The sequence below is a fragment of the Bacillus sp. MUM 13 genome, from assembly GCF_001866725.1.
Lineage (GTDB): Bacteria > Bacillota > Bacilli > Bacillales > DSM-1321 > Peribacillus.
The window spans coordinates 16,454-36,323 of sequence record NZ_MLYQ01000074.1; the positions used below are offsets into that span (position 1 = coordinate 16,454).

Genomic DNA, 19,870 nt, shown 5'->3' on the forward strand with positions numbered 1-19,870 from the left:
AGAAAGAGGCTTGAAGTGTAGGCTTCGCACCTCTTATCTGCCAGAAAGAAATTTCTTTCTGATGGAATTGGCACCGTGCCTTAAGGATTGGATCCGGCGAAAATGTTTCGCCCCATTTCACAATGGAATTACGGTCGGTTGCTGGGCTTCATAGGGCCATAACCCTCAGCCTGCTCTTGATAAGAGAAAGTTGATTCTATTAAGTTTTTTTCTGGTTCCTGAAATGAATAATAACAATATTTAAAAACATTTGTCAACGCCGAATTTTTAGAATATCAATAAAATTCCGGCCGCCTGTCAGAGAAAACGGGAATTTGCTTCCGGACATCTTCAGTTTTGGCAAAATCGATGGTTCCTGTGATAATTTCTTCTTCTTCTGCACCTTCAGCCACAATTTCCCCCCAAGGATCTATTATCATGGAATGTCCTGCGAACATGTTTTTCGGGTCACTGCCTGAGCGATTTACTGCCACAACATATGCCTGGTTTTCAATTGCTCTGCTGATCAATAGGGCTCGCCAGTGTGCAAGGCGGGGCTTAGGCCACTCCGCAGAAACAAATATGGCTTGTGCACCTTTTGCAGCGTGGGTCCGTATCCATTCCGGAAATCTAATATCATAGCAAATAAAGCCTGCACAAAGCATGCCTTCCAAAGAAAAAAGTCCATCTTCTTTTCCCGGCTGCAGATAATGATGTTCGTCCATCAAGCGAAATAGGTGAAGTTTATCATACTCTTTAATCAGCTCGCCATGCTTGCTGATGACGATGAGGGTGTTTGTTATTCCTTCTGCAGTTTTTTTCGCAACAGAACCGCCCACTAAGTGGATGCGGTATTCTTTTGCGCAATTCTGCAAAAATGCCACGGTTTCGGCAGCTTCGTCATCAGCTATTTCATCCAGCCTGCCGAGATCATATCCCGTTGTCCAAAGCTCAGGCAAAACCGCTATATCCGGGCTTTCCTCTGCAGCTTTACGGATGAGCTCTTCTGCCCTGGCATAATTTTGTGCGGGTCTGCCAAAGGATATATCCATTTGTATGCACGCTATTTTCCATTTCATGTTATCTTCCTCCATGATTTCATAGAATTTTCTTTACATTAGTAATTTTAAGATATATCATTTGTGACGAGAATTTCAAGAAATTTCAGAGAAGGTGCCAAAATGATAGAATTCCAAAAATCAGAGCTGCTCAAAAATCTGCCTCAGCAGTTTTTTGCTTCACTGGTCTCTAAGGTGAACAGCATAACACAACAAGGACATGATGTAATCAATTTAGGGCAAGGAAATCCGGATATGCCAACACCCCAGCATATTATTAAAAAGCTGCAGCAGGCTGCCGAAAATCCTGTTAATCATAAATATTCGCCATTCAAAGGGCTTCGGTCACTGAAAGAAGCTGCAGCAGAATTTTATGAAAGAGAATATAATGTCAAAATTGATCCCGATTCAGAAGTTGCCATCCTGTTCGGCGGAAAAGCGGGGCTTGTAGAACTGCCGCAATGCCTGATGAATCCAGGTGACATAGCGCTGGTTCCAGATCCCGGGTACCCTGATTATATGTCCGGGATAGCAATGGCGCAGGCCAAAATCAAAACCCTGCCGCTTCTGCAGGAAAACGGTTTTCTGCCAGATTATGATGGAATCGGCCAAGATACACTCGATTTGGCAAAACTGATGTTCTTAAACTATCCAAATAATCCGACGGGTGCAGCAGCTACAGAAGAATTCTTTGAGAAAACAGTAAAGCTTGCGAAGAAGCACTCCATCTGCGTCGTTCATGATTTTGCGTATGGCGGCATCGGGTTTGGCGGAAAAAAACCTCTGAGCTTCCTTCATACACAGGGAGCCAAGGACATTGGCATTGAAATATATACACTTTCCAAAACCTATAACATGGCCGGCTGGCGTGTGGGTTTTGCTGTAGGAAACTCCAGTGTCATAGAAGCGATTGAACTTTTGCAGGATCATATGTATGTGAGCTTATTCCCGGCTATCCAAGAGGCTGCACAAGAAGCGCTGCTGCATTCCCAGGAATGCGTCAAAGAACTGGTGAACATTTATGAATCCCGGAAAAAGGCATTCATCGGAGGCCTGCGTTCTATAGGGTGGAATGTATCTTCGCCAGATGGCTCTTTTTTTGCATGGCTCAAAGTTCCAGCGGGATTTACTTCACAGGAATTTTCAGATTACCTGCTTCAGCATGCACATGTTGCAGTGGCAGCAGGAGCAGGTTTTGGGGTATACGGAGAAGGCTATGTGAGGGCAGGACTGCTCACCGATGAAGACAGGCTTTTGGAGGCTGTCAGGAGAATAGATGCGTTACATTTATTTTAACTTCTAATGCGTGTTTTAAAGCAGCTGGCCAGAACGGAATATAACAGGCAGCAGCGGCACAGCAAATTCTTTACAATGGAACTCCGAAAGTGATTGACAAGAAATAAATTTCCTGTCATACTCCGATTATGAATTATTAAACAATTTAAAAAACATGATTAATTAAAATATTTCATTTTCTTATTGTGAGCAGGTGGAGGGAACTAGCCCGATGAAGCCCGGCAACCGACTGTAATACCATTGTAAAATGGGGCGAATATGTTCGCCGGATGAAAAATCCGCAAGGCACGGTGCTAATTCTTGCAGCTTTTTGCTGAAAGATAAGAAGATGGCTCAAAAGGCCTCTTCTTTCTGAAGAGGTTTTTTTATTTTTTACATCCGGGAGTGAAAACTGTGAGTGAAGTTATAGCAACATATATGGTCCATGATTCAAAAGGAAATCACGAAAAAAAGGCAGAGGGAATTGCCCTTGGATTAACAGTAGGAACGTGGACAGATTTGCCCCTCCTGGAACAAGAGCAGCTCAAAAAGCATAAAGGGAGGGTCTTGTCTGTAGAAGAGCTGGATCAGAGAGAAAATGTTAATCATTATTTTGGTGAAAAAACATTTCGCTCCATCATTAAAATTGCTTATCCTGCTCTCAATTTTTCGGCTGATCTTCCGGCAATATTGACAACGGTCTTCGGTAAACTCTCATTGGACGGCGCAATAAAGTTATTGGATCTTGAACTAACTGGGGATTTGAGAAAATCCTTCCCAGGTCCGCGATATGGGATAAAGGGGATTCGCGAAAAACTGGATGTGTTTGGCCGGCCGCTGGTTATGAGTATATTTAAAGGAGTCATCGGCAGAGATCTTTCGTATCTGAAAAGCCAGCTCAGCGCCCAAGCCAAAGGGGGCGTTGATTTAGTAAAAGATGATGAAATTCTGTTTGAAAACGATCAGACGCCTTTTCTTGACCGGATCATCCAGGGAAAGGAAGTGCTCCGTCAGTCCTACGAAGAAACAGGAAAGCGGACACTATATGCTGTCAATCTGACAGGCAGCACATTCGCCTTGGCCGATAAAGCAAGGATGGCTGCTGAAGCAGGTGCTGACGCTTTATTATTCAATGTCTTTTCATATGGGCTAGACGTTCTACAGGGTTTAAGAGAATTGGAGGATGTCTCCCTTCCCATCATGGTACATCCTGCATTCAGCGGTTCATTGACATCTTCGGAATTTTACGGAGTTTCCCATCCGCTGCTTTTAGGCAAGCTTGTCAGGTATGCTGGAGCTGATTTATCGCTTTTTCCATCACCATATGGAAATGTCGCGCTTGACCGGAGCATTGCTATTGAGCTCGCCGGTCAGCTGACAAAAGAGGAAGAACCATGGAATACAGCCTTTCCGGTACCGTCAGCGGGCATCCACCCAGGTATGGTGCCGCATTTAATGGAGGATTTCGGGAAGGATTGCGTGATAAATGCAGGCGGAGGAGTGCATGGCCATCCGGATGGAGCAGCAGGCGGCGGCAAGGCATTCCGCCAGGCTGTAGAAGCTTCGTTAAACGGTATAAAGCTTGAAGATGCTGCCAGGGATCATCAGGAACTCCGGAAAGCCCTGGATTTGTGGGGAGGTGTTCCTGAGAGACTATGAAACCAATCATTTTTTGCGACTTTGACGGAACAATCACGAACAGCGACAACATTATCGCAATCATGAAAGAATTCGCTCCCGAAGGCTGGGAATCGATAAAAGATGATGTACTATCCCAGAAAGTGAGCATTTCTGAAGGTGTTGGAAAGATGTTTTCCCTGCTCGATAGCGGGCTTGAACAGGACATTATCGAATTTGTCAAAAGCAGTGCTGTTATTCGTGACGGATTCCGGGAATTTGTTGCATTTGCCAGGCAAAACAGGATCCCTTTATACGTTGTCAGCGGCGGGATTGATTTCTTTATTGAACCACTGCTTGAAAATATATTGGATTTGGATCTTTTATACTGCAATAAGGCGGTCTTTGAACAGGAAAACATTAAGATAGAATGGCCGAATTCCTGTGATGACCAATGCCAGAATGGATGCGGCTGCTGCAAGCCTTCCATCATGAGGAAGATCTCGGAAGCTGATACCTATAAAATTGTCATTGGCGATTCTATCACTGACTTTGAAGCAGCCAAAGAAGCAGATTTGGTTTTAGCAAGAGATTTCCTGATTGAAAAATGCAGGGAAGAAGGAATCAGCTATCAGCCCTTTCAAACATTTTTTGATTGTATAAATATCCTTAAGCTAAAACTGGAGGCGGCTTAGTGTATGAGTATCTATGAAAAAGAATGGCAGGAGCTTGCTGATATCAAGGATGAACTTGCCGCACGGGACTGGTTTATGGGAACAAGCGGAAACCTTTCCATCAAGGTAAAAGGAACAAAAACCTTTCTGATTACTGCCAGCGGAAAGGATAAAAGAAAGAGGACCAGTGAAGATTTTCTGCTTGCAGATGAAAATGGCCTGCCGGCTGAAGAAACAGTGCTGCGGCCTTCTGCTGAAACTCTTTTGCATACGGAAATCTACAGAAAAACCGATGCAGGCTGTGTCCTCCACATCCATACCGTGGAAAATAACGTCATTTCAGATCTTTACGCAGATAAAGGAAAAGTGACCTTCAAAGACCATGAAATTATCAAAGCCACTGGAAGATGGGAGGAAGATGCAGAGTTCACAATTCCGATTGTGCATAATCATGCGGATATACCTGCTCTTTCAACGGAATTTTCGAAGTTTATTGAAAGCTCCGCCGGTGCCATATTGATCCGCAATCATGGAATTACAGTATGGGGAAGGACACCGCTGGAAGCAAAGAAGTATCTTGAGGCAAGCGAATTTCTTTTTCAGTATCATCTGCTATTAAGGCAGCAGGCTGCATATGCAGTTTCATTATAAAAATTGGAGGGATTATACATGGCGAGCATTAAAATTCATGGAAAAGCTGAATTGATTGAAGGAAGGGAAAAGGTACATGCTTTTCTGCAAAACGAGGGTGTTATTTATGAAAACTGGGATATTGAAAAACTTCCAGAGCAATTAAGGGAAAAATTTCAGCTTACTGATGAAGAAAAGAATGAGATTCTTCAGTCCTTTCAAGAAGAAATCACGGAAATCTCCAATAGAAGGGGCTATAAATCCCATGATGTGATTACACTTTCGGATTCTACCCCAAATCTTGACGCCTTACTCAGCAATTTTAAACAAGAGCACCATCATTCAGATGACGAAGTTCGTTTTATTGTAAGCGGACATGGCTTATTTGCCATTGAAGGAAAAGAAGGTACATGGTTCGATGTGAATCTGGATCCTGGTGATTTAATCAGCGTACCGGAATCTGTCCGCCATTATTTTACCCTTCAGGAGGACCGCAAAGTTGTGGCTGTCCGTATTTTTGTAACAACGGAAGGCTGGGTGCCAATCTATGAAAAAGAAGAAATCCAGGCCTGAATAAAACATATCGGAAGCCAAAAGGCCATCCGTCCCCAAAAAAGAGGGATGGACGGCCTTTTCCTTTACTCTTTTTAAAGTTCCGGCAGATTCTTTAAAAGCATATTCCTATTCATTCTTATAGTCTTTCATGGGTCTGGATAAACATGTGTAAAGTGAGTATTGCCTGTTTAACGTACGACACAGAAAACTCTGCAAATAATGTATAACATATACATTACAACTAAAGAGGACAATAGTTTATGAGAACTATTGTCCTAAAATTATTAAAGATTCGTATAGGGTTTGCCTGAAATTAATTAAACTTTCCTTTTAACTCGTGTTCAAATTTTTTGTATTCCTTTAATACCTCCCGATTCATGTGAGACTCAACCTTTTTCGCATCAGCGGATTCCAGAGAGTATTTCCCGAATATATGCCCAATCCACACATACTTTCCTTTAGAAGATTTGCTTTCTCTTACACCTATTAGGTATGAATCCCCTTTTTTGGTTAATTCATAGTCCTCAGAAGTATAGAAGGTTCTTTGGCCTGTTAATTTATTTTGAGTATATCCGGCAAATTCCTGAACAATCACTTCATCATTTACTTTGAACTTTGATTTAGCATCTTGATAAATTTTTTCTATTTTAAAAGTGGACTCTGTGTATGGACTTTCAAAACTTAAACTTGAATCGGATAAACTTTGAATAACTTCTGCCACATTCTTTTCATCCACTTTAGTAACCTTGGCTATTAACTCTGCTTCCATAATAAAGTGATTCACATTTTCAGGAGCGGTGTATTTTGCACCAGCCGTTACTGTTTTCAGAGCTGCATGAAGATTGCGGGCATAAAAACACCCATATAACACCCCTAAAGCCAAAACAAAGGAAGTAATGATTTTTGCTCCCTTATTCATTTGTTCAGCTCCTTAATGATTCCTTCATAATCATTTGCTGCAGCAGGATCGTTAATGCCCAAATACATCTTTATTACTGAGCAGGAATACATATTTGTTGAACTTGTATAGTTAATGCAGTCTGCTGTTGTTTCAGTAAAATTTAAAAGCTAAAATGCTTTTTCTTTTCACTATAGCACAAATTGAACAATTTATGGATATTTATTCCATATGAGCGGTTTACGGAGATATTAATCGCTTCAAGACAGGATACTATTTTCATCCAAACCAAATCTTCTAAAAATAAGTAGTCCCCCAGAATATAAAGCCATATCAGATAAATGCCGCATTCACTGCATGCAGGAATATGTTAAAATAAAGGGTAATAAAGAAACAGAATTAGGAGAAAAATAATGAAGAAAACAGAAATTTACATACTTGGCGGTTTCCTGGGCAGCGGCAAAACAACGCTGCTGAGAAATATAATAAAAGAAGAAAAAAAGGCAGGCAGAAAAATTGCGGTATTGCTTAATGAATTAGGCAGCATATCTGTGGATACTGGTTTGATCGGGGAGGATGTTCCTCTTAAAGAATTATTTGACGGGTGCATTTGCTGCAGTATTCAGGACAAGCTTGAAGTGCAGCTGCATGAGCTTTTATCTTCCAATGATTTAGATTCCATCTATATTGAAACCACTGGTGCAGCCCATCCGGTGGAAGTGCTCGACAGCATCATGTCGCCGCTCTTTGCAGATCAGCTTATATACAAAGGGATTGTTGGAGTGGTTGACCTCTTAAGGTGGAAAGACAGAGAAAAGCTTCCTCCTCATCTCCGGCAGCTTCTTTTCGAGCAAATTCGCCATGCTGATTTGATTTTGCTGAATAAACAGGATCTTGTCAGTGAAATTGATGCAGGCCAAATCCTTTTTAGCATTCAGGATATTAATCCAAAGGCCTTTTGCCTGCTAACCAGCCAGGCAAGTATTTCATTGGATATGATCAGGAACATGAATATGCAGCCAAAAGATGCTTCCAAAATTTCAGGATCCAAGCACAGTTTGCAGCTTGAGGCGCTAGTGCACCGGTTCAAAGATGCAATAAAACAGCAGGAATTTGAAGAATGGCTGCGCAGCCTTCCTGATACCATATACAGAATGAAGGGCTACATCAAATTTTCACATTCTGATTATCCATATCTGTTTCAATATTCCTATGGAATGCCGCTTTTTCTGCAGGAAGGGCTGAATTTGCCTTTGAATTTGGTTATCATCGGTGAAGAACTTGATAAAGCAGGAATCGTGGAAGGGCTGGAAAATCTCGGGTAACTGTAAAAAACCAGTAAAAAACTGGGGATAAAATCCGGGGGCAGGGCGAAAATCATAGAAAAATAAACCAATCAATACTGGTTTATTTTTTTTTGAAGGATAATACTACACTTATGGCCTATTTACCTTTATACTTAAAGCGTTTAGAATATCGCCTTCATATAAAATTAAAGGAATGATTATCATTTTAAAACAAGATAAATTATATCTTTTAGAAAAAGAATTCAAGAATATGTTTAGAACAATGCGTAAAGAGTTATCTGTCATTTACGGTGAATCCATTAATAGCAGTGAATTTCTTGTTTTGAAAAATATAGCTTTTTCTGAAATAAAAAATGCAACAGGGCTATCAAAGGAAATGGATGTTTCTGCAAGCCATATCACAACCGTTACGGAATCATTAGTGAAAAAAGGCTTGATTCTCAGAAAAAGAACGGAAAGTGACCGTAGAGTTGTCACATTCGATTTGACAGAAGAAGGTGTAAACCTCATCAATAATCTGGAAAAGAAAAAGACCGAATACCTTCATGAAAAATTCGGAACATTTACAGAAGATGAATTGACATCATTGCTGCATTTAATCAAAAAGTTTAAATGAAAATGGCGGCATTAGGCAGTGATGGCTAATGCCGCTTTTATTTCGTATTTAATAATTTATTGCATGTCCATATTCCCGAAAGCAGCAAAGGATTTTTCTTCGTCTATCATTCCGCATGTCGCGCATTGAACCTTTAATTCTGGCCCTTTATAAGGCAAATGGAAGGGATCAAGAGCATCATTGGAATATTCAGAGACGATTTCCCCAGTATGAGGATCTTTTTTAACAGGGACTGAAACCTGCTGAATCATGTTAAATCTGGATTTATTGGTTTTGCATCCGGGACATCGATATACCTGTGGCATGTTATTCACTCCTTTTTCTGTAAGTTTTTGCAAATCGTCTGAGTTTTATGTACAAAGCCGCCAAAAAGGAGGAATTTCTAATGACAAATATACCTAGCGAAGAGCTGCTTTCCTCATATTTAAAGCTCTGGAATAACCGGCAGCTGCGTAAAAAGGAACAAAAGCCTGAAGAAATAGTAAGTGAGCTGATACGCCGGGAACTTCTTGATGAAAATGCACATCCAAGAACAAGAAAGTCGAGCTATGAAAAATTTTATCTCAGCATTACAAGATTAGCAGAGTCGGAAGCCTTGACAGCAGATGAAAAACAGGTGCTGCTTTCTCTGTACATCGAGGAAATGAAGACGCTTCAAAAATAGATAATACCTGACCTGCAGTTTTCAGGAAAATCACAGGAAAAGAGGGCTGGATATGAAACAGATACGCTTATGCTGGTTGATTGGCCTGCTTTTGCTTGCGGGCGGGTGTTCCGGCAACAAGCAGGAAATGGCCGAAGAGATGCCAAATATGCTCGATGTTAAGGTTACAATCAATCCGGAAATAGCAGATATCAATAAAACGGTGGATTTTAAAGCAGACATTGTTTCTAATGGAAAAAGAGTGAAAAAGGCTGACGAAGTAAAATTCGAGATTTGGAATTCGCAAATGAATAAGCATACAACAATTGAAGTACAGCCAAATAAAAAAGGCGACTATGAAATTAAAAAAAACTTTTCTGAACAAGGGACCTATTACATCATTGCGCACGTAACAGCAGAAGGGATGCATGCAATGCCTAAAAAGGAATTTACCGTCGGCTCCCGCAGCAGCACGGAGTAATTCCAGGAAATCGCATGTATTGTTTTTAGGAATTTTTGCTGATAGCGGATTCACTGGCTCTTGGGGGATTAGCATCACAGGCGGGGGCATAAGGAGCCTTGAAATCTGCAGTAAGCAAAACAAAAAAAATAATCGGCAGCAGAACCCGCTCCGATTACTTTAGGATACTTTTTCATGTTTTTCTGCTGTGATAAGCTATTCCTCCTTTCTTGAATGAAGCTTGACCTCCGGTGTTTTTTCATCATCATCTTTTGAGGCAAATTTAGCCATGCTGAATTCCGGCATTTTCTTTAGCTTGCCTTCATAGCTCGCTCCAATGTTCAGTTTGCCGGTTAGTTCATTTATTCCAAGCTGTCCAAAGTTGTTTGAGTATTCCAGCTTCTCCACAATAATCTTATCGACCCTTAAAGACTCAATTTTGATGGGAGAGCCTGCGGCCGGCCCGAGAGAATCTTCAGCTTTTATTGACGGAGGCTGAACACGCTGTTCGGTTTTTTGCTCTTGTCTGCCCGGGTTTTCATGTCTGATGGAAACCTGCTGTTTGAGAATGGGGGGCCCTTTATTGGACGAAAGCTGAAAAAGATACTGCTCGATATTTTTCAGGGTTGCCTCTAGTGAATCGATTTTTTCATCATATATGCTGCTGGCCGTTTTTTTTCTTTTAAAAAACTTTATCATTCCCGGTTTTCCATTACTTCTCATTGGCCGGCTGTATATCGATCTTCACCGGCTCTTCCTGAGGGGGGATTTTGTAGGTAATTGTAAGCAGACCATTTTGGAAGGCAGATTGAAAGGTATTTCTTTCAGGGAGATAAGGCAATTTAATCAATCTTTCAAACTGCTGATGCTTCCGTTCCTTCACGTAATAATGAATTCTCTCCTGAATGGACCTGATCCTGCCCCTTATGGCCAGAATGTCATCCTTCAGGGAAAGCTCGATATCTTCTCTGTGAATCCCGGCCAGCTCAATGGTAATTGTCATAACCTCCCCAAACAGGAAAAGATCATATATGGGCCATTCACTTTCAGTATTGAGGGGGCCATCCATTGTGCGGCTTTTATCTGCAGACGTGTTTTCGGCGGCAGTTTTTTGTGAGAAAACCTGCTTCCAGAACTGTTCGGATTGATAGGACTGGGAGATTTCAATCCATTGCTTAATTTTATCCATATCCATACTATGACCACCTTTCAAGCGGGTGCTCTTAATACTATATTTTCACAGGGCTTATCTCAGAATAAAAGATAAAAAAGGACGCCGCCATTAAATTTCGGAGACGTCTATTTCTGAGTACTGCAAATCCAGGTTTTTCTGCAATTTAATTTCCAATGTATGGTCCTTGAAATGAGCAGAGGCTCCTTTTTTCTTTACAATTGCCGGAAGGGTAATGATATGTTTGTCATCATTCTCTGGTATTCCTTCGATGATGGATTGATTAGAGGTATGAAAAATCCTGATTTTTTTCAGCCACTCGGGATCTTTTACGGGTATCCTGACATACACATCCGTATGTGTTTCGAATACCTCTGCGCCAAGAGGGGATTTTCTCTCTGCAGAAGCAGGCTGAGGAGACTGGCCAAACGGCGGGAAACCTCCTCCGCCATCATTTTGCCCAGGGTTCATCATTCCTTTCATATTCTGAGGAATCACCTGGGAAAATAATGTATCAATGAATGATTGAATTTCCTGCGGTTTCATGTTTTTTAAAGAATCAGTCTGGTTTTTTTGAAAAGGGAAAAGCATATTCCAGGGAAACATTATGAATTCCTCTCTTCCGTTGCCGGCATTTCTTGTTTTGCCTTCTTACAACTGGCTTGTGATCGGCATGGATGGGTTGGCAATTTGGTCCTGATCGCTGAAATCCGGATCCCAAAAACCGTTTGCCATGCTTGAACCTGCAGGAGATATATCTCCGAAAGAAAAATTACCTCCAATGATTTTAAAGTTCGAGGTATGGCTATTATGGACAGTAGGCCCTATGTCAAAATTCGCATTTGTGGTTATGCTGTTGGTCTTGATGTTAAATATATTTATTTGCTGAGGCATCACATTCATCCTTTACAATTGGCTGGAAACTACTGGTGTTGAATCCAAAACATCACCTTGATCGTTTAGGTCAGGGTCGATAAAGACATTTTCCATGACTGCGTGTGGAGGGGCAAAATCACCGTAAGAAGAATTTTGGCCCTGTGACTTGGTATTGGCAGTGGGTGAATTATGAAGTGATTCCCCAATGTTAATACTTCCGTTGCTTGAAATATTATTAATCTTCAGGCTGTAAATGTTAATCACGGTCTGCATCTCCGCACATCCTTTTTCTTTGTTGTGTTATCGTATGCTGACCTTTGCCTATAGGTTAATATACGGCTGACGAAGAAAACGGAATATGCCGGAGAAAACCATTAAAAGTAGAGAATGAAAAATTTTTATGTATAATAAACTATAAGAAAAGTCACTAAGCGAAGAGGTATTACTGTGGATGGAAAAGTAGCGTTAATAACCGGGGGAGCAACAGGCATCGGCAAAAAGACCGCCTATATGCTTGCAGGCTCAGGAGCAGCTGTTATCATAACCTACAGGAAGAGCAGGAAAGAAGCCGAACGTGTAATGGAAGATATCGCTGCCTCCTTTGGCGTCCGGGCCATGGCAATACAAGCGGATGCTTCGATTGAAGAGGATTGTGCCAGGGCTGTGGGAGCAGTTATAGAGAATTTCGGCAAAATAGATATATTTATCCACAATGCCGGCCCATATATTCAAGAGCGCAAACCGATGGCTGATTACACGAGCGAGGAATGGAATTATCTTATGAACGGAAACTTGAACGGATTTTTCTATATGGCAAAAGAAATCATTCCCAGCATGAGGAAGAATTTGTGGGGAAGAGTGATATCGTTTGGTTTTGAGCGAAGTGATACAGCACCTGCTTGGATATACCGTTCTGCCTTTGCAGCAGCAAAAAGCGGTTTAACTTCATTGACCAAAACCCTGGCACTTGAAGAAGCTCCATATGGAATTACGGTGAATATGGTTTGTCCGGGAGACATTACCCAGGAATGGAAAGAAAAAGATATCATTGAGGCAGCGGGCATTTCTGATGATACGGTTCCAGTCGGAAGGCCTGGCACAGGGCAGGACCTTGCACGGGTCATCCGTTTCCTTTGCGATCATCAATCAGACTTTATCACAGGAAGCATCATTCCGGTTACGGGAGGCAAGGATGTCCTTGCTAAAATATTCCACAAATGAAAAAAGACTCCGCGGCGGAGTCTTTTTTCATTTGTGATACTCTCTTGAATCAAAATTCTTTTAACATTTATCCGCGCCCGGCGATTTTTTTTCGCTGCAGGTTAAGGAGCCTGCTTGTCAGTCCGGCGGCTCCAAATGCCAGTCCTGCAATCAAGCCGATCCAATATCCAAAAGGTCCAAGGGCCGTATAATGAGCAAAAAGGTATCCAGTTGGAAGGCCGATTATCCAATATGACACAAGTGTCATGATGAATGTAATATTGACGTCTTTATAACCCCGGAGAATTCCCTGAATAGGTGCCTGCACAGCATCTGAAATCTGAAAAAAGATTGCGTAAATTAAAAAATGTGCAGTCATTTTCATGACGACGGAATCGTTTGTATAAAGGGAAGCAACGTTTTCCCTGAAAAAGAAAATGATGCACGCGCATAGCAATGACAAGAATAGTGCCGAGGAAATTCCAATCAGACTGTATTCTTTCGCATCCCTATAACGGCCGGCACCGGCCTCAAAGCCTATGATGATGGTCAGTGCCATCGAAATGCTGAGCGGGAGCATGTAAAGGAAAGAAGCGAAATTAATTGCCACTTGGTGAGAAGCAATCGTTATTGTATCATAGTTGCTCATGAACAGTGTCACTGCAGAAAAGATACTGGTTTCAAAGAAAATCGAAAATCCGATGGGCATGCCGATTTTCAGAATCATCCGCCACTGTGCAAACGATACTTTTGGAAAAGATTGAAATACTTTATATCCGGAAAAAGGCCGCATCCTGTGAACGACAATCACCGCAATGAAAAAAATCATCCAATAGGAAATGGCTGTTGCATAACCCGAACCGACGCCCCCGAGCTCAGGAAAACCAAATTTCCCATAAATTAAGAGGTAATTGAACAGGACATTTATCGGCAGGGAAAAAAGAGTAATGAACATGGAAATTCTTGTTTGGCCCAGTGAATCGATGAATGATCGAAGGACATTGTACATAAAAAGCGGCAGGATGCCCAGTGCAAGAGCTGCAAGATAATCGTGCGCCACTTCTTTGACAGCAGGAGACAAACTCATGCCATCGAGGACAGGATCCAGGACGAACATGCCGATGATTGTTATGATAATGGCCATACAAGCAGATAAATACACTCCTTGAATGACTGAAACAGGGACTGCTTTATGGTTTTTCGAGCCGATGTATTGGGAAACAATAGGTGTAATGGCGAGCAATATCCCGCTTAGCCCTGTGTTTACCGGGACCCATAAGGAACTCCCTATAGAAACACCTGCTACATGTGAAGTGCTATATTTGCCAGACATCATGATATCGAAAAAATTCATTGCGTACATGCCCATTTGAGTGACAAGGATAGGGAGGAGTATCACTAGCAGCTGGCGGAATTTTTCTGCTTTTGTATAAGTTTGCTTCATGCTGTTACCTCGATTTACATTTTTGCGAATGATAGCATTATAACATTTTTTCATTGAATTGATAGAGTCTGTTGAAGATTGCTTAGTCTGCGGGAGGTAATTATTTTAAATATGGCAGGAAGGAAAGGCAGTGAGGGAGGCACTTGTTCCAATTCAGAACCTGGTGCGTCCCTTAATTTCTTTTCCCGCTTTGCTTATATTGACAAAAGAAAATTCAAGATTCGCCATTTCAGCCGGCTTCAACTGTGGTAATATGAAGGGAAAACATTTTTGGTTGCGGAAGGTGAAATCAATGAAAAAGAAAATCGTTTTTACGGGCGGAGGTTCAGCAGGACATGTATCGGTCAATGCTGCCATCATCCCTGAATTTATAGAAAACAGCTGGGATGTAACCTATATTGGATCAGAGCAGGGGATTGAAAAATCTATCATTGAGAAGGAATTTCCTCAAATCAGCTATCGTACCGTTGCTGTCGGAAAACTAAGAAGATACCTGTCTCTTCAAAATCTGAAAGATCCTTTTAAAGTGATCAAGGGAATCTTCGATGCACGAAAAATTTTAAAAGAAGTCCGTCCTGAGTTCATATTTTCAAAGGGAGGTTTTGTTTCAGTTCCTGTTGTCCTTGCAGGTAAAATGCTGAAAATCCCGATTTTAATTCATGAATCAGATTATACTCCAGGGCTTGCCAATAAAATTGCCATGCCATTTGCGTCTAAAATTTTCACAACGTTCCAGGAGACTGCCGCTAACCTGCCGGAGCAAAAAGCCATGTACATAGGAGCCGTTTTACGGGATGGCATTTTTAAGGGAAATGCAGCAAAAGGAAAGATATTCTGCGGTTTTGACAGCAGCAGGCCCGTGCTTTTGGTAATGGGAGGAAGCCTCGGGGCAGTGAAGATCAATAATCTGATAACAGAAAATCTTGATGAACTGCTGAATTCCTATCAGATTATCCATATTTGCGGAAAAGGAAATGTGAAGGAGGATCTGAAAAGAAAAGGCTATTGCCCATTTGAATTTGTCCATGAAGAGCTTTTCGACCTGCTGGCTGCCTCTGATGTGATCGTTTCAAGAGCAGGATCCAATTCGATTTTTGAATTTCTCGGCCTCCAAAAGCCGATGCTGCTGATTCCTTTAAGCGCACAAGCCTCACGGGGAGATCAAATCCTCAATGCCGCAAGCTTTGAAAAACAAGGCTTCTCGAAGGTACTGCAGGAAGAAGACGCAACATATCAAAATTTTGAAGCTGCACTCCATACCTTACAGGAGAAGTCTGCACTGTATAAAGATAAAATGAAAAAAGAGCGTCCTTTTAAAACCGCTCATGAAATGTATGAACTGCTTAACGGCATGATGAAAAACCGCTAGAACATACATGAAACCCCCCTCATGCGCATATCTTGTAAAACGCGCATGAGGGGGTAGATGCTATTGGCCTATAAATATTCAAAAGGCTGGTTTTTGACTCAATTAAAAGCAAAAGGGATTACAAAGCATCCTGTTGAAAGAAGAAAGCTCGAATCCTACAAAACCTATGTGGTCCGCAAGCTGTACGAAGAATTGATTGAGAGTGACAGAAAAAGTTCCAGCTTATAAATGAAGGCTGTTTTCGTATTGTTCCAGGATCCAGGCCGCTGAATTCCGCTCCATACAGCCTGTTTTAACGTTGGGTTCGCGCTCATTAATACAGCAATTTTTAAGAAAATAGCCTGAATGAAAAATAAAAAAACACAGAAGCCTCCCGGGCTGATTTTTCTTCCTGGAGAAGACTTCCGTGTTTTTTTCTGCGTATTCGGTCTGTGATAATTGCTGAGGAGAAAAATAAATGGGGACTGGCACATTTGCCAATCCCCTATTGGTGTTACATCAGCGAACTTATATAATTATGCTTCAAGCAGGTGCTGTGAATCATCATCCTGCTGCTTTCTTAGAATATGAAGGGTGTACAAATCCTTTGGAATTTCATACAAATCAAAAATATCGCCGTTTTCGTTAATGGCATCATACATGTATTTCCTTGATTCGTTGGCTTTGACTGCATATGGGAGTTTTTCGGCAGCCCCAATAGAACGCAGATTTTTTTTGCGGATTCTCATGTACACAGTTTCAATGTTCAGTTCAAAGAAAAGCTCATTGAAGAAGGCTTCTTTTGCCATGGCATTATAACCTTTTCCATGGTAGGGCTTGCCAAGCCAGGTCCCAAGAAAACCGGCAGAATCCTGTACATCAAAAAGGGATATCGTACCAATCGGATTTTCCCATTCATCGGTTATGGTGCGGGATATCAAATGGCCCGATTCTTCAGCTTCCATCGTTTGCTTTGTGACGAATACATATTCTTCATATGAATCAACTTTTTGGCGCACGAAAGGGAAGACATCTGGATGCGTAATCAACTCGTAAAGAGGATGACAATCAGTAAAATCTCTCTTTTTTAACATTTCCGTCCCTCCGCTTGAGGGCAGATTCCAAGCATCTGCTCTGCTCTCACCCTCGAAATTTTTTAAGTAATGCATCAAAAAATTTCGGGGTGGGAATCGAACCCACTAGAACCGGAAACCGGTGGCGCACCATTTGCCTTCCCTATTTTTATTTTTAAGCAATATATTCAAAAAAAAATACCTTACGAAGGTATAATACTAAAAAAAAATGAATTTGAAAATAGGTTTTTATCTATTTTTTTCATCAAATTTCTACTTTTTTTTGAATACAATTTCTCCATTTATCATGGTGATAAATGGCTTTGCCTGATAATGGAAAGGGTGGTGTGTCCAAAGAACCAAATCGGCATCTTTTCCAGCCTCGATGCTCCCTAATCTTTTTTCCAGTCCCAGATTTCTTGCAGCAAGAATGGTTATGCCCTCAACTGCTTTTTGAATAGACAGACCTTCCCGGACGGCAAGGGAAGCGCATATGTTCAAATACTGGATCGGGGTGTAAGGATGGTCCGTGGTAATGGAGACCTCGACACCCCGTTTAGTCAATTCTTCATACGTTTTCCAGCTTTTATTCTTCAGTTCAACTTTGGATCTCCGGGTAAGAGTCGGTCCGACGCATACTTTGAGCTGCCTGCCCGCCAGTTCATCTGCTATCAAATGTCCTTCCGTACAGTGTTCAATTCTTAAATCAAGCCCGAATTCTTCAGCAAAACGAATGGCAGAGAAAATATCATCTGCCCTGTGTGCATGAATGCGGACTGGGATCTCCCTCTTTAAGGCCTTAATGATCGGGGCAGCCCTGAATGTATCGGGATTATCACAGTGTTTTGCTTCAGAAAATGCCTCCCGGAGCATTCCCATAATCCCCATTCTTGTTATGGAATCATTGCTTGAGGAACTATGAATCCTCTTAGGGTTTTCACCGAGTGCAATCTTAAGGCCGGAGGTTTCCCTGACCAGCATCTTGGTAATATTGTTTCCAAAAGTCTTAATAACAGATGTAGTCCCGCCAATTACATTGGCACTTCCAGGCAGCACCTGAACAGTTGTTATTCCGCTTGAAATTGCATCAGTAAAGGCCGTATCGAGAGGATATACCCCATCAATGGAGCGGATTTGGGGGGTGAGCGGCTCGATGGTTTCATTTGCGTCATTGCCAGCCCAGCCTGTGCCTTCATCGTATAGCCCCATATGTGTGTGAACATCGATTAATCCAGGGAAAAGATGCATGGTTCTGCAATCGATTCTTGTAAGGGCATAATGGCTGTACTTTTGCTCAAGTGAATGGCCGATATCCTGTATCTTTCCATCCCTCACATATACGTCTCCTCCCTGCAAAGGAGGGGAGGTGACAGAATGGACAATGGCATTCTGAAAAAGTATAGACATTTTTTCTCCTTTCCTACATATATTTTAATCCTCTTAAAACAGCAAAAAATCTGTATCCTGTTTAGGAGGAATTCTGGCAGCCCCAACCCGTTCAGAAGGCACCCGTAAATTGGAGCAGTAAAATCAGCCCGCCTAGGGCCCATACATAGATGGAAAAAACTTTCAAGGATCTTTTTTTTAAATAATTTATCATCCATACTACAGCAATGTATCCAAAAATAGCTGATGAAAGGGTGCCGGCAAGAAGGGCTGGAAAGCTTAGATACTCAGCCTGTCCCAATAAAACAGGTTTGATCTGCAGCACAATGCCGCCCGTTATTGCAGGGATGGATAGAAGAAAAGAAAAATAAGCTGCAGTTGCTCTGTCAAGCTTGCATAATAATCCTGCAGCTATTGTAAGTCCTGAGCGGGATAATGCAGGCATGATCGCAGCAGCCTGAAAACTGCCGATGAGGAAGGCATCTTTTACAGTGATTTGGCTGATCGATTTTTTGCCTTCCTTGGAACTGTCTGCAAGCCATAAAATCAATCCTGTCGCAAGAAACTCCCATCCAATGGTCACTCCTGTTTTTGAAAGCTCATCAAACCAGTCTCCCAGCAGCAGTCCTGCAAATACAGCGGGTATCGTGCCTGCGATAAGCAACAGTGTCAATTTGGAAAAGGGCTTCTTCACTAAAGCAAACAAATCCTCTTTGTACACCGCGATAAGGGCAAGCAGTGTGCCGATGTGGAGCATGGTATCGAGTGTAATGCCGGCTTCATCAAGGTGAAAGAGGTGCCTTCCTAAATACAGATGACCGGTGCTTGATATGGGAAGGAATTCCGTCAATCCCTGTATCATACCTAGTATTAAAGCTTGAAATCCATTTAACAAACCATCACCTCATAAGAAGATACTTTGTACAACCTTTTATCCATACATATGTCTCCCAAAAAAAGAACATGTTGATTTTTAAGAAAAAGGAGGAGTCTGGAAAAATATGAAGCCTTATTTACAGTTTTTGCGTATAATATCATAAAGAAAGCGAGGAGAGGGAAATGCCGTCAAGTGATGAAAGATCATTGGCTGCGCTTATATACGTTGCCAGTTTTTTTACTGTTTTCATAGGGCCATTGATTATTTGGCTGATAAAGAAGGATTCTTCTAAGTTCATTGATTATCATGGACGGGAGTATTTTAACTTTCTGATTTCCTATACGATTTATACAGTTGCCGCCGGGGTGCTTTGCCTGGTGTTCATAGGATTTATTGCCCTGCCGGTGATAGGGATAGCGGCTTTTGTTTTTACCATCATTGCGGCAGTTAAGTCATATGAGGGCTTAGAATATAAGATTCCGGTTATATTCCGCATTCTGTAAAAATCATAAAAGGTGTCCGCATTGCCGGATGCCTTTTTGTGTATGTTTTGCCGGTGTTCATTAACGAACTTTTTTTTCTTGCGACTTTTATAAAATATGAGTTCAAGGGGCGGGGGCACGAAGGTGCATTCTCAGGGCGAGGCGTTCTAATCTTTGATCCTTTGAACAGAGGCTTCCGCTTTTTATTCAATCCAGCTGCAGCGCCTAGCCTCACGAAGACGTTGCCGCAGGACGCGGCGTTCTTAGTCTTTGATCCTTTGAATCAGGCGCTTTCGCTTTT

General features: G+C 41.8%; 26 protein-coding genes and 2 riboswitches. Of the genes, 14 read left to right on the forward strand and 12 right to left on the reverse strand.

Annotated features, from left to right (window positions below; genetic code table 11):
* Positions 1-30: 30 nt before the first annotated feature.
* Positions 31-186, reverse strand: a riboswitch (SAM riboswitch).
* An 89-nt stretch (positions 187-275) separates the two neighbouring features.
* A complete protein-coding gene (locus tag BIV59_RS16810) occupies positions 276-1,058 on the reverse strand; it encodes a carbon-nitrogen family hydrolase (protein ID WP_071352613.1) in 783 nt (260 codons plus the stop codon).
* Between the two features lie 102 nt (positions 1,059-1,160).
* On the opposite strand from BIV59_RS16810, the gene BIV59_RS16815 reads away from it, so the two are divergent.
* The 5 genes from BIV59_RS16815 to BIV59_RS16835 all read left to right on the forward strand — a co-directional run bounded on the left by BIV59_RS16815 (position 1,161) and on the right by BIV59_RS16835 (position 5,806).
* Positions 1,161-2,333, forward strand: a complete 1,173-nt coding sequence (locus BIV59_RS16815) for a pyridoxal phosphate-dependent aminotransferase (protein ID WP_071352614.1) — start codon at positions 1,161-1,163, stop codon at positions 2,331-2,333.
* A gap of 177 nt (positions 2,334-2,510) precedes the next feature.
* Positions 2,511-2,660, forward strand: a riboswitch (SAM riboswitch).
* Between the two features lie 66 nt (positions 2,661-2,726).
* Positions 2,727-3,971: a 2,3-diketo-5-methylthiopentyl-1-phosphate enolase gene (mtnW, locus tag BIV59_RS16820; protein ID WP_071352615.1), complete on the forward strand. Its 1,245-nt coding sequence runs from the start codon at positions 2,727-2,729 to the stop codon at positions 3,969-3,971.
* Complete coding sequence (locus BIV59_RS16825; RefSeq protein ID WP_071352616.1) at positions 3,968-4,624, forward strand: 2-hydroxy-3-keto-5-methylthiopentenyl-1-phosphate phosphatase; 657 nt, start codon at positions 3,968-3,970, stop codon at positions 4,622-4,624. The genes mtnW and BIV59_RS16825 overlap by 4 nt, the downstream gene beginning before the upstream one ends.
* Positions 4,625-4,627: 3 nt before the next feature.
* Positions 4,628-5,254, forward strand: a complete 627-nt coding sequence (locus BIV59_RS16830) for a methylthioribulose 1-phosphate dehydratase (RefSeq protein ID WP_071352617.1) — start codon at positions 4,628-4,630, stop codon at positions 5,252-5,254.
* 18 nt (positions 5,255-5,272) lie between these two features.
* Positions 5,273-5,806, forward strand: coding sequence for a cupin domain-containing protein (locus BIV59_RS16835; protein ID WP_071352618.1), 534 nt, complete (start codon positions 5,273-5,275; stop codon positions 5,804-5,806).
* A gap of 295 nt (positions 5,807-6,101) precedes the next feature.
* Here the strand turns inward: BIV59_RS16835 and BIV59_RS16840 are convergent, their stop codons facing one another.
* Positions 6,102-6,707 carry a hypothetical protein gene (locus BIV59_RS16840; protein WP_071352619.1) on the reverse strand — a complete coding sequence of 202 codons (606 nt, stop codon included), beginning with the start codon at positions 6,705-6,707 and terminating at the stop codon, positions 6,102-6,104.
* 392 nt (positions 6,708-7,099) lie between these two features.
* Between BIV59_RS16840 and BIV59_RS16845 the strand changes: the two genes are divergently transcribed.
* Both BIV59_RS16845 and BIV59_RS16850 read left to right on the forward strand, forming a co-directional pair.
* Positions 7,100-8,011, forward strand: a complete 912-nt coding sequence (locus BIV59_RS16845) for a CobW family GTP-binding protein (protein ID WP_071352620.1) — start codon at positions 7,100-7,102, stop codon at positions 8,009-8,011.
* Between the two features lie 232 nt (positions 8,012-8,243).
* Positions 8,244-8,609, forward strand: coding sequence for a MarR family transcriptional regulator (locus tag BIV59_RS16850; RefSeq protein WP_240501934.1), 366 nt, complete (start codon positions 8,244-8,246; stop codon positions 8,607-8,609).
* Between the two features lie 56 nt (positions 8,610-8,665).
* Here the strand turns inward: BIV59_RS16850 and BIV59_RS16855 are convergent, their stop codons facing one another.
* On the reverse strand, positions 8,666-8,914 hold the full coding sequence (locus BIV59_RS16855) for a DNA alkylation repair protein (protein ID WP_071352621.1): 249 nt from the start codon (positions 8,912-8,914) through the stop codon (positions 8,666-8,668).
* An 80-nt stretch (positions 8,915-8,994) separates the two neighbouring features.
* Here BIV59_RS16855 and BIV59_RS16860 point away from each other — a divergent pair, with 80 nt between their 5' ends.
* The gene (locus BIV59_RS16860) at positions 8,995-9,273 is read left to right on the forward strand and encodes a hypothetical protein (RefSeq protein WP_071352622.1); all 279 of its coding nucleotides are present in this window, start codon (positions 8,995-8,997) and stop codon (positions 9,271-9,273) included.
* Positions 9,274-9,325: 52 nt separating this feature from the next.
* On the forward strand, positions 9,326-9,733 hold the full coding sequence (locus BIV59_RS16865) for a FixH family protein (RefSeq protein WP_071352623.1): 408 nt from the start codon (positions 9,326-9,328) through the stop codon (positions 9,731-9,733).
* 195 nt (positions 9,734-9,928) lie between these two features.
* Here the strand turns inward: BIV59_RS16865 and BIV59_RS16870 are convergent, their stop codons facing one another.
* The 5 genes from BIV59_RS16870 to BIV59_RS16890 form a co-directional block, all read right to left on the reverse strand.
* Positions 9,929-10,411 carry a hypothetical protein gene (locus BIV59_RS16870; protein WP_139194399.1) on the reverse strand — a complete coding sequence of 161 codons (483 nt, stop codon included), beginning with the start codon at positions 10,409-10,411 and terminating at the stop codon, positions 9,929-9,931.
* 13 nt (positions 10,412-10,424) lie between these two features.
* Positions 10,425-10,907 carry an Hsp20/alpha crystallin family protein gene (locus BIV59_RS16875; RefSeq protein ID WP_071352625.1) on the reverse strand — a complete coding sequence of 161 codons (483 nt, stop codon included), beginning with the start codon at positions 10,905-10,907 and terminating at the stop codon, positions 10,425-10,427.
* An 87-nt stretch (positions 10,908-10,994) separates the two neighbouring features.
* On the reverse strand, positions 10,995-11,489 hold the full coding sequence (locus tag BIV59_RS16880; protein WP_071352626.1) for a CS domain-containing protein: 495 nt from the start codon (positions 11,487-11,489) through the stop codon (positions 10,995-10,997).
* A gap of 45 nt (positions 11,490-11,534) precedes the next feature.
* Positions 11,535-11,777, reverse strand: coding sequence for a spore germination protein (locus BIV59_RS16885; protein ID WP_071352627.1), 243 nt, complete (start codon positions 11,775-11,777; stop codon positions 11,535-11,537).
* 12 nt (positions 11,778-11,789) lie between these two features.
* Entirely contained in the window at positions 11,790-12,032 is a 243-nt protein-coding gene (locus tag BIV59_RS16890; RefSeq protein ID WP_071352628.1) for a spore germination protein, read from the reverse strand.
* 174 nt (positions 12,033-12,206) lie between these two features.
* Between BIV59_RS16890 and BIV59_RS16895 the strand changes: the two genes are divergently transcribed.
* Positions 12,207-12,980, forward strand: a complete 774-nt coding sequence (locus BIV59_RS16895) for an SDR family oxidoreductase (protein ID WP_071352629.1) — start codon at positions 12,207-12,209, stop codon at positions 12,978-12,980.
* A 67-nt stretch (positions 12,981-13,047) separates the two neighbouring features.
* Here the strand turns inward: BIV59_RS16895 and BIV59_RS16900 are convergent, their stop codons facing one another.
* A complete protein-coding gene (locus BIV59_RS16900; RefSeq protein ID WP_071352630.1) occupies positions 13,048-14,403 on the reverse strand; it encodes an MATE family efflux transporter in 1,356 nt (451 codons plus the stop codon).
* A 292-nt stretch (positions 14,404-14,695) separates the two neighbouring features.
* Here BIV59_RS16900 and BIV59_RS16905 point away from each other — a divergent pair, with 292 nt between their 5' ends.
* Together BIV59_RS16905 and BIV59_RS22925 are read left to right on the forward strand one after the other, a co-directional pair.
* Positions 14,696-15,772 (forward strand): undecaprenyldiphospho-muramoylpentapeptide beta-N-acetylglucosaminyltransferase, encoded by a 1,077-nt coding sequence (locus tag BIV59_RS16905; protein ID WP_071352636.1) that lies wholly within the window; start codon positions 14,696-14,698, stop codon positions 15,770-15,772.
* A 63-nt stretch (positions 15,773-15,835) separates the two neighbouring features.
* A complete protein-coding gene (locus BIV59_RS22925; protein ID WP_083392226.1) occupies positions 15,836-16,000 on the forward strand; it encodes a DUF2639 domain-containing protein in 165 nt (54 codons plus the stop codon).
* Between the two features lie 287 nt (positions 16,001-16,287).
* On the opposite strand, the gene BIV59_RS16915 is transcribed toward BIV59_RS22925, so the two are convergent.
* The 3 genes from BIV59_RS16915 to BIV59_RS16925 all read right to left on the reverse strand — a co-directional run bounded on the left by BIV59_RS16915 (position 16,288) and on the right by BIV59_RS16925 (position 19,105).
* Complete coding sequence (locus BIV59_RS16915; protein WP_071352632.1) at positions 16,288-16,845, reverse strand: GNAT family N-acetyltransferase; 558 nt, start codon at positions 16,843-16,845, stop codon at positions 16,288-16,290.
* A 252-nt stretch (positions 16,846-17,097) separates the two neighbouring features.
* Complete coding sequence (locus BIV59_RS16920; protein WP_071352633.1) at positions 17,098-18,231, reverse strand: amidohydrolase; 1,134 nt, start codon at positions 18,229-18,231, stop codon at positions 17,098-17,100.
* A 91-nt stretch (positions 18,232-18,322) separates the two neighbouring features.
* Entirely contained in the window at positions 18,323-19,105 is a 783-nt protein-coding gene (locus BIV59_RS16925) for an undecaprenyl-diphosphate phosphatase (RefSeq protein ID WP_276205152.1), read from the reverse strand.
* A 164-nt stretch (positions 19,106-19,269) separates the two neighbouring features.
* Here BIV59_RS16925 and BIV59_RS16930 point away from each other — a divergent pair, with 164 nt between their 5' ends.
* Together BIV59_RS16930 and BIV59_RS23945 are read left to right on the forward strand one after the other, a co-directional pair.
* Positions 19,270-19,590: a DUF4870 domain-containing protein gene (locus tag BIV59_RS16930; protein WP_071352634.1), complete on the forward strand. Its 321-nt coding sequence runs from the start codon at positions 19,270-19,272 to the stop codon at positions 19,588-19,590.
* A gap of 38 nt (positions 19,591-19,628) precedes the next feature.
* Positions 19,629-19,870 (forward strand): hypothetical protein (locus BIV59_RS23945; protein ID WP_205684400.1); only part of this gene is annotated, 242 nt, incomplete at its 3' end.

Bases quoted from the DNA above. Each gene is read 5' to 3' on its own strand.
- BIV59_RS16825 (WP_071352616.1), top strand. From the start codon at position 3,968: ATGAAACCAATCATTTTTTGCGACTTTGACGGAACAATCACGAACAGC.
- BIV59_RS16855 (WP_071352621.1), bottom strand. From the start codon at position 8,914: ATGCCACAGGTATATCGATGTCCCGGATGCAAAACCAATAAATCCAGA.
- BIV59_RS16930 (WP_071352634.1), top strand. From the start codon at position 19,270: ATGCCGTCAAGTGATGAAAGATCATTGGCTGCGCTTATATACGTTGCC.
- BIV59_RS16865 (WP_071352623.1), top strand. From the start codon at position 9,326: ATGAAACAGATACGCTTATGCTGGTTGATTGGCCTGCTTTTGCTTGCG.
- BIV59_RS16920 (WP_071352633.1), bottom strand. From the start codon at position 18,231: ATGTCTATACTTTTTCAGAATGCCATTGTCCATTCTGTCACCTCCCCT.
- BIV59_RS16900 (WP_071352630.1), bottom strand. From the start codon at position 14,403: ATGAAGCAAACTTATACAAAAGCAGAAAAATTCCGCCAGCTGCTAGTG.
- BIV59_RS16850 (WP_240501934.1), top strand. From the start codon at position 8,244: ATGTTTAGAACAATGCGTAAAGAGTTATCTGTCATTTACGGTGAATCC.
- BIV59_RS16875 (WP_071352625.1), bottom strand. From the start codon at position 10,907: ATGGATATGGATAAAATTAAGCAATGGATTGAAATCTCCCAGTCCTAT.
- BIV59_RS16915 (WP_071352632.1), bottom strand. From the start codon at position 16,845: ATGTTAAAAAAGAGAGATTTTACTGATTGTCATCCTCTTTACGAGTTG.
- BIV59_RS16870 (WP_139194399.1), bottom strand. From the start codon at position 10,411: ATGATAAAGTTTTTTAAAAGAAAAAAAACGGCCAGCAGCATATATGAT.
- BIV59_RS16810 (WP_071352613.1), bottom strand. From the start codon at position 1,058: ATGAAATGGAAAATAGCGTGCATACAAATGGATATATCCTTTGGCAGA.
- BIV59_RS16845 (WP_071352620.1), top strand. From the start codon at position 7,100: ATGAAGAAAACAGAAATTTACATACTTGGCGGTTTCCTGGGCAGCGGC.
- BIV59_RS16885 (WP_071352627.1), bottom strand. From the start codon at position 11,777: ATGCCTCAGCAAATAAATATATTTAACATCAAGACCAACAGCATAACC.
- BIV59_RS16890 (WP_071352628.1), bottom strand. From the start codon at position 12,032: ATGCAGACCGTGATTAACATTTACAGCCTGAAGATTAATAATATTTCA.
- BIV59_RS16905 (WP_071352636.1), top strand. From the start codon at position 14,696: ATGAAAAAGAAAATCGTTTTTACGGGCGGAGGTTCAGCAGGACATGTA.
- BIV59_RS16830 (WP_071352617.1), top strand. From the start codon at position 4,628: ATGAGTATCTATGAAAAAGAATGGCAGGAGCTTGCTGATATCAAGGAT.
- BIV59_RS16880 (WP_071352626.1), bottom strand. From the start codon at position 11,489: ATGTTTCCCTGGAATATGCTTTTCCCTTTTCAAAAAAACCAGACTGAT.
- BIV59_RS16840 (WP_071352619.1), bottom strand. From the start codon at position 6,707: ATGAATAAGGGAGCAAAAATCATTACTTCCTTTGTTTTGGCTTTAGGG.
- BIV59_RS16815 (WP_071352614.1), top strand. From the start codon at position 1,161: ATGATAGAATTCCAAAAATCAGAGCTGCTCAAAAATCTGCCTCAGCAG.
- BIV59_RS16860 (WP_071352622.1), top strand. From the start codon at position 8,995: ATGACAAATATACCTAGCGAAGAGCTGCTTTCCTCATATTTAAAGCTC.
- BIV59_RS16835 (WP_071352618.1), top strand. From the start codon at position 5,273: ATGGCGAGCATTAAAATTCATGGAAAAGCTGAATTGATTGAAGGAAGG.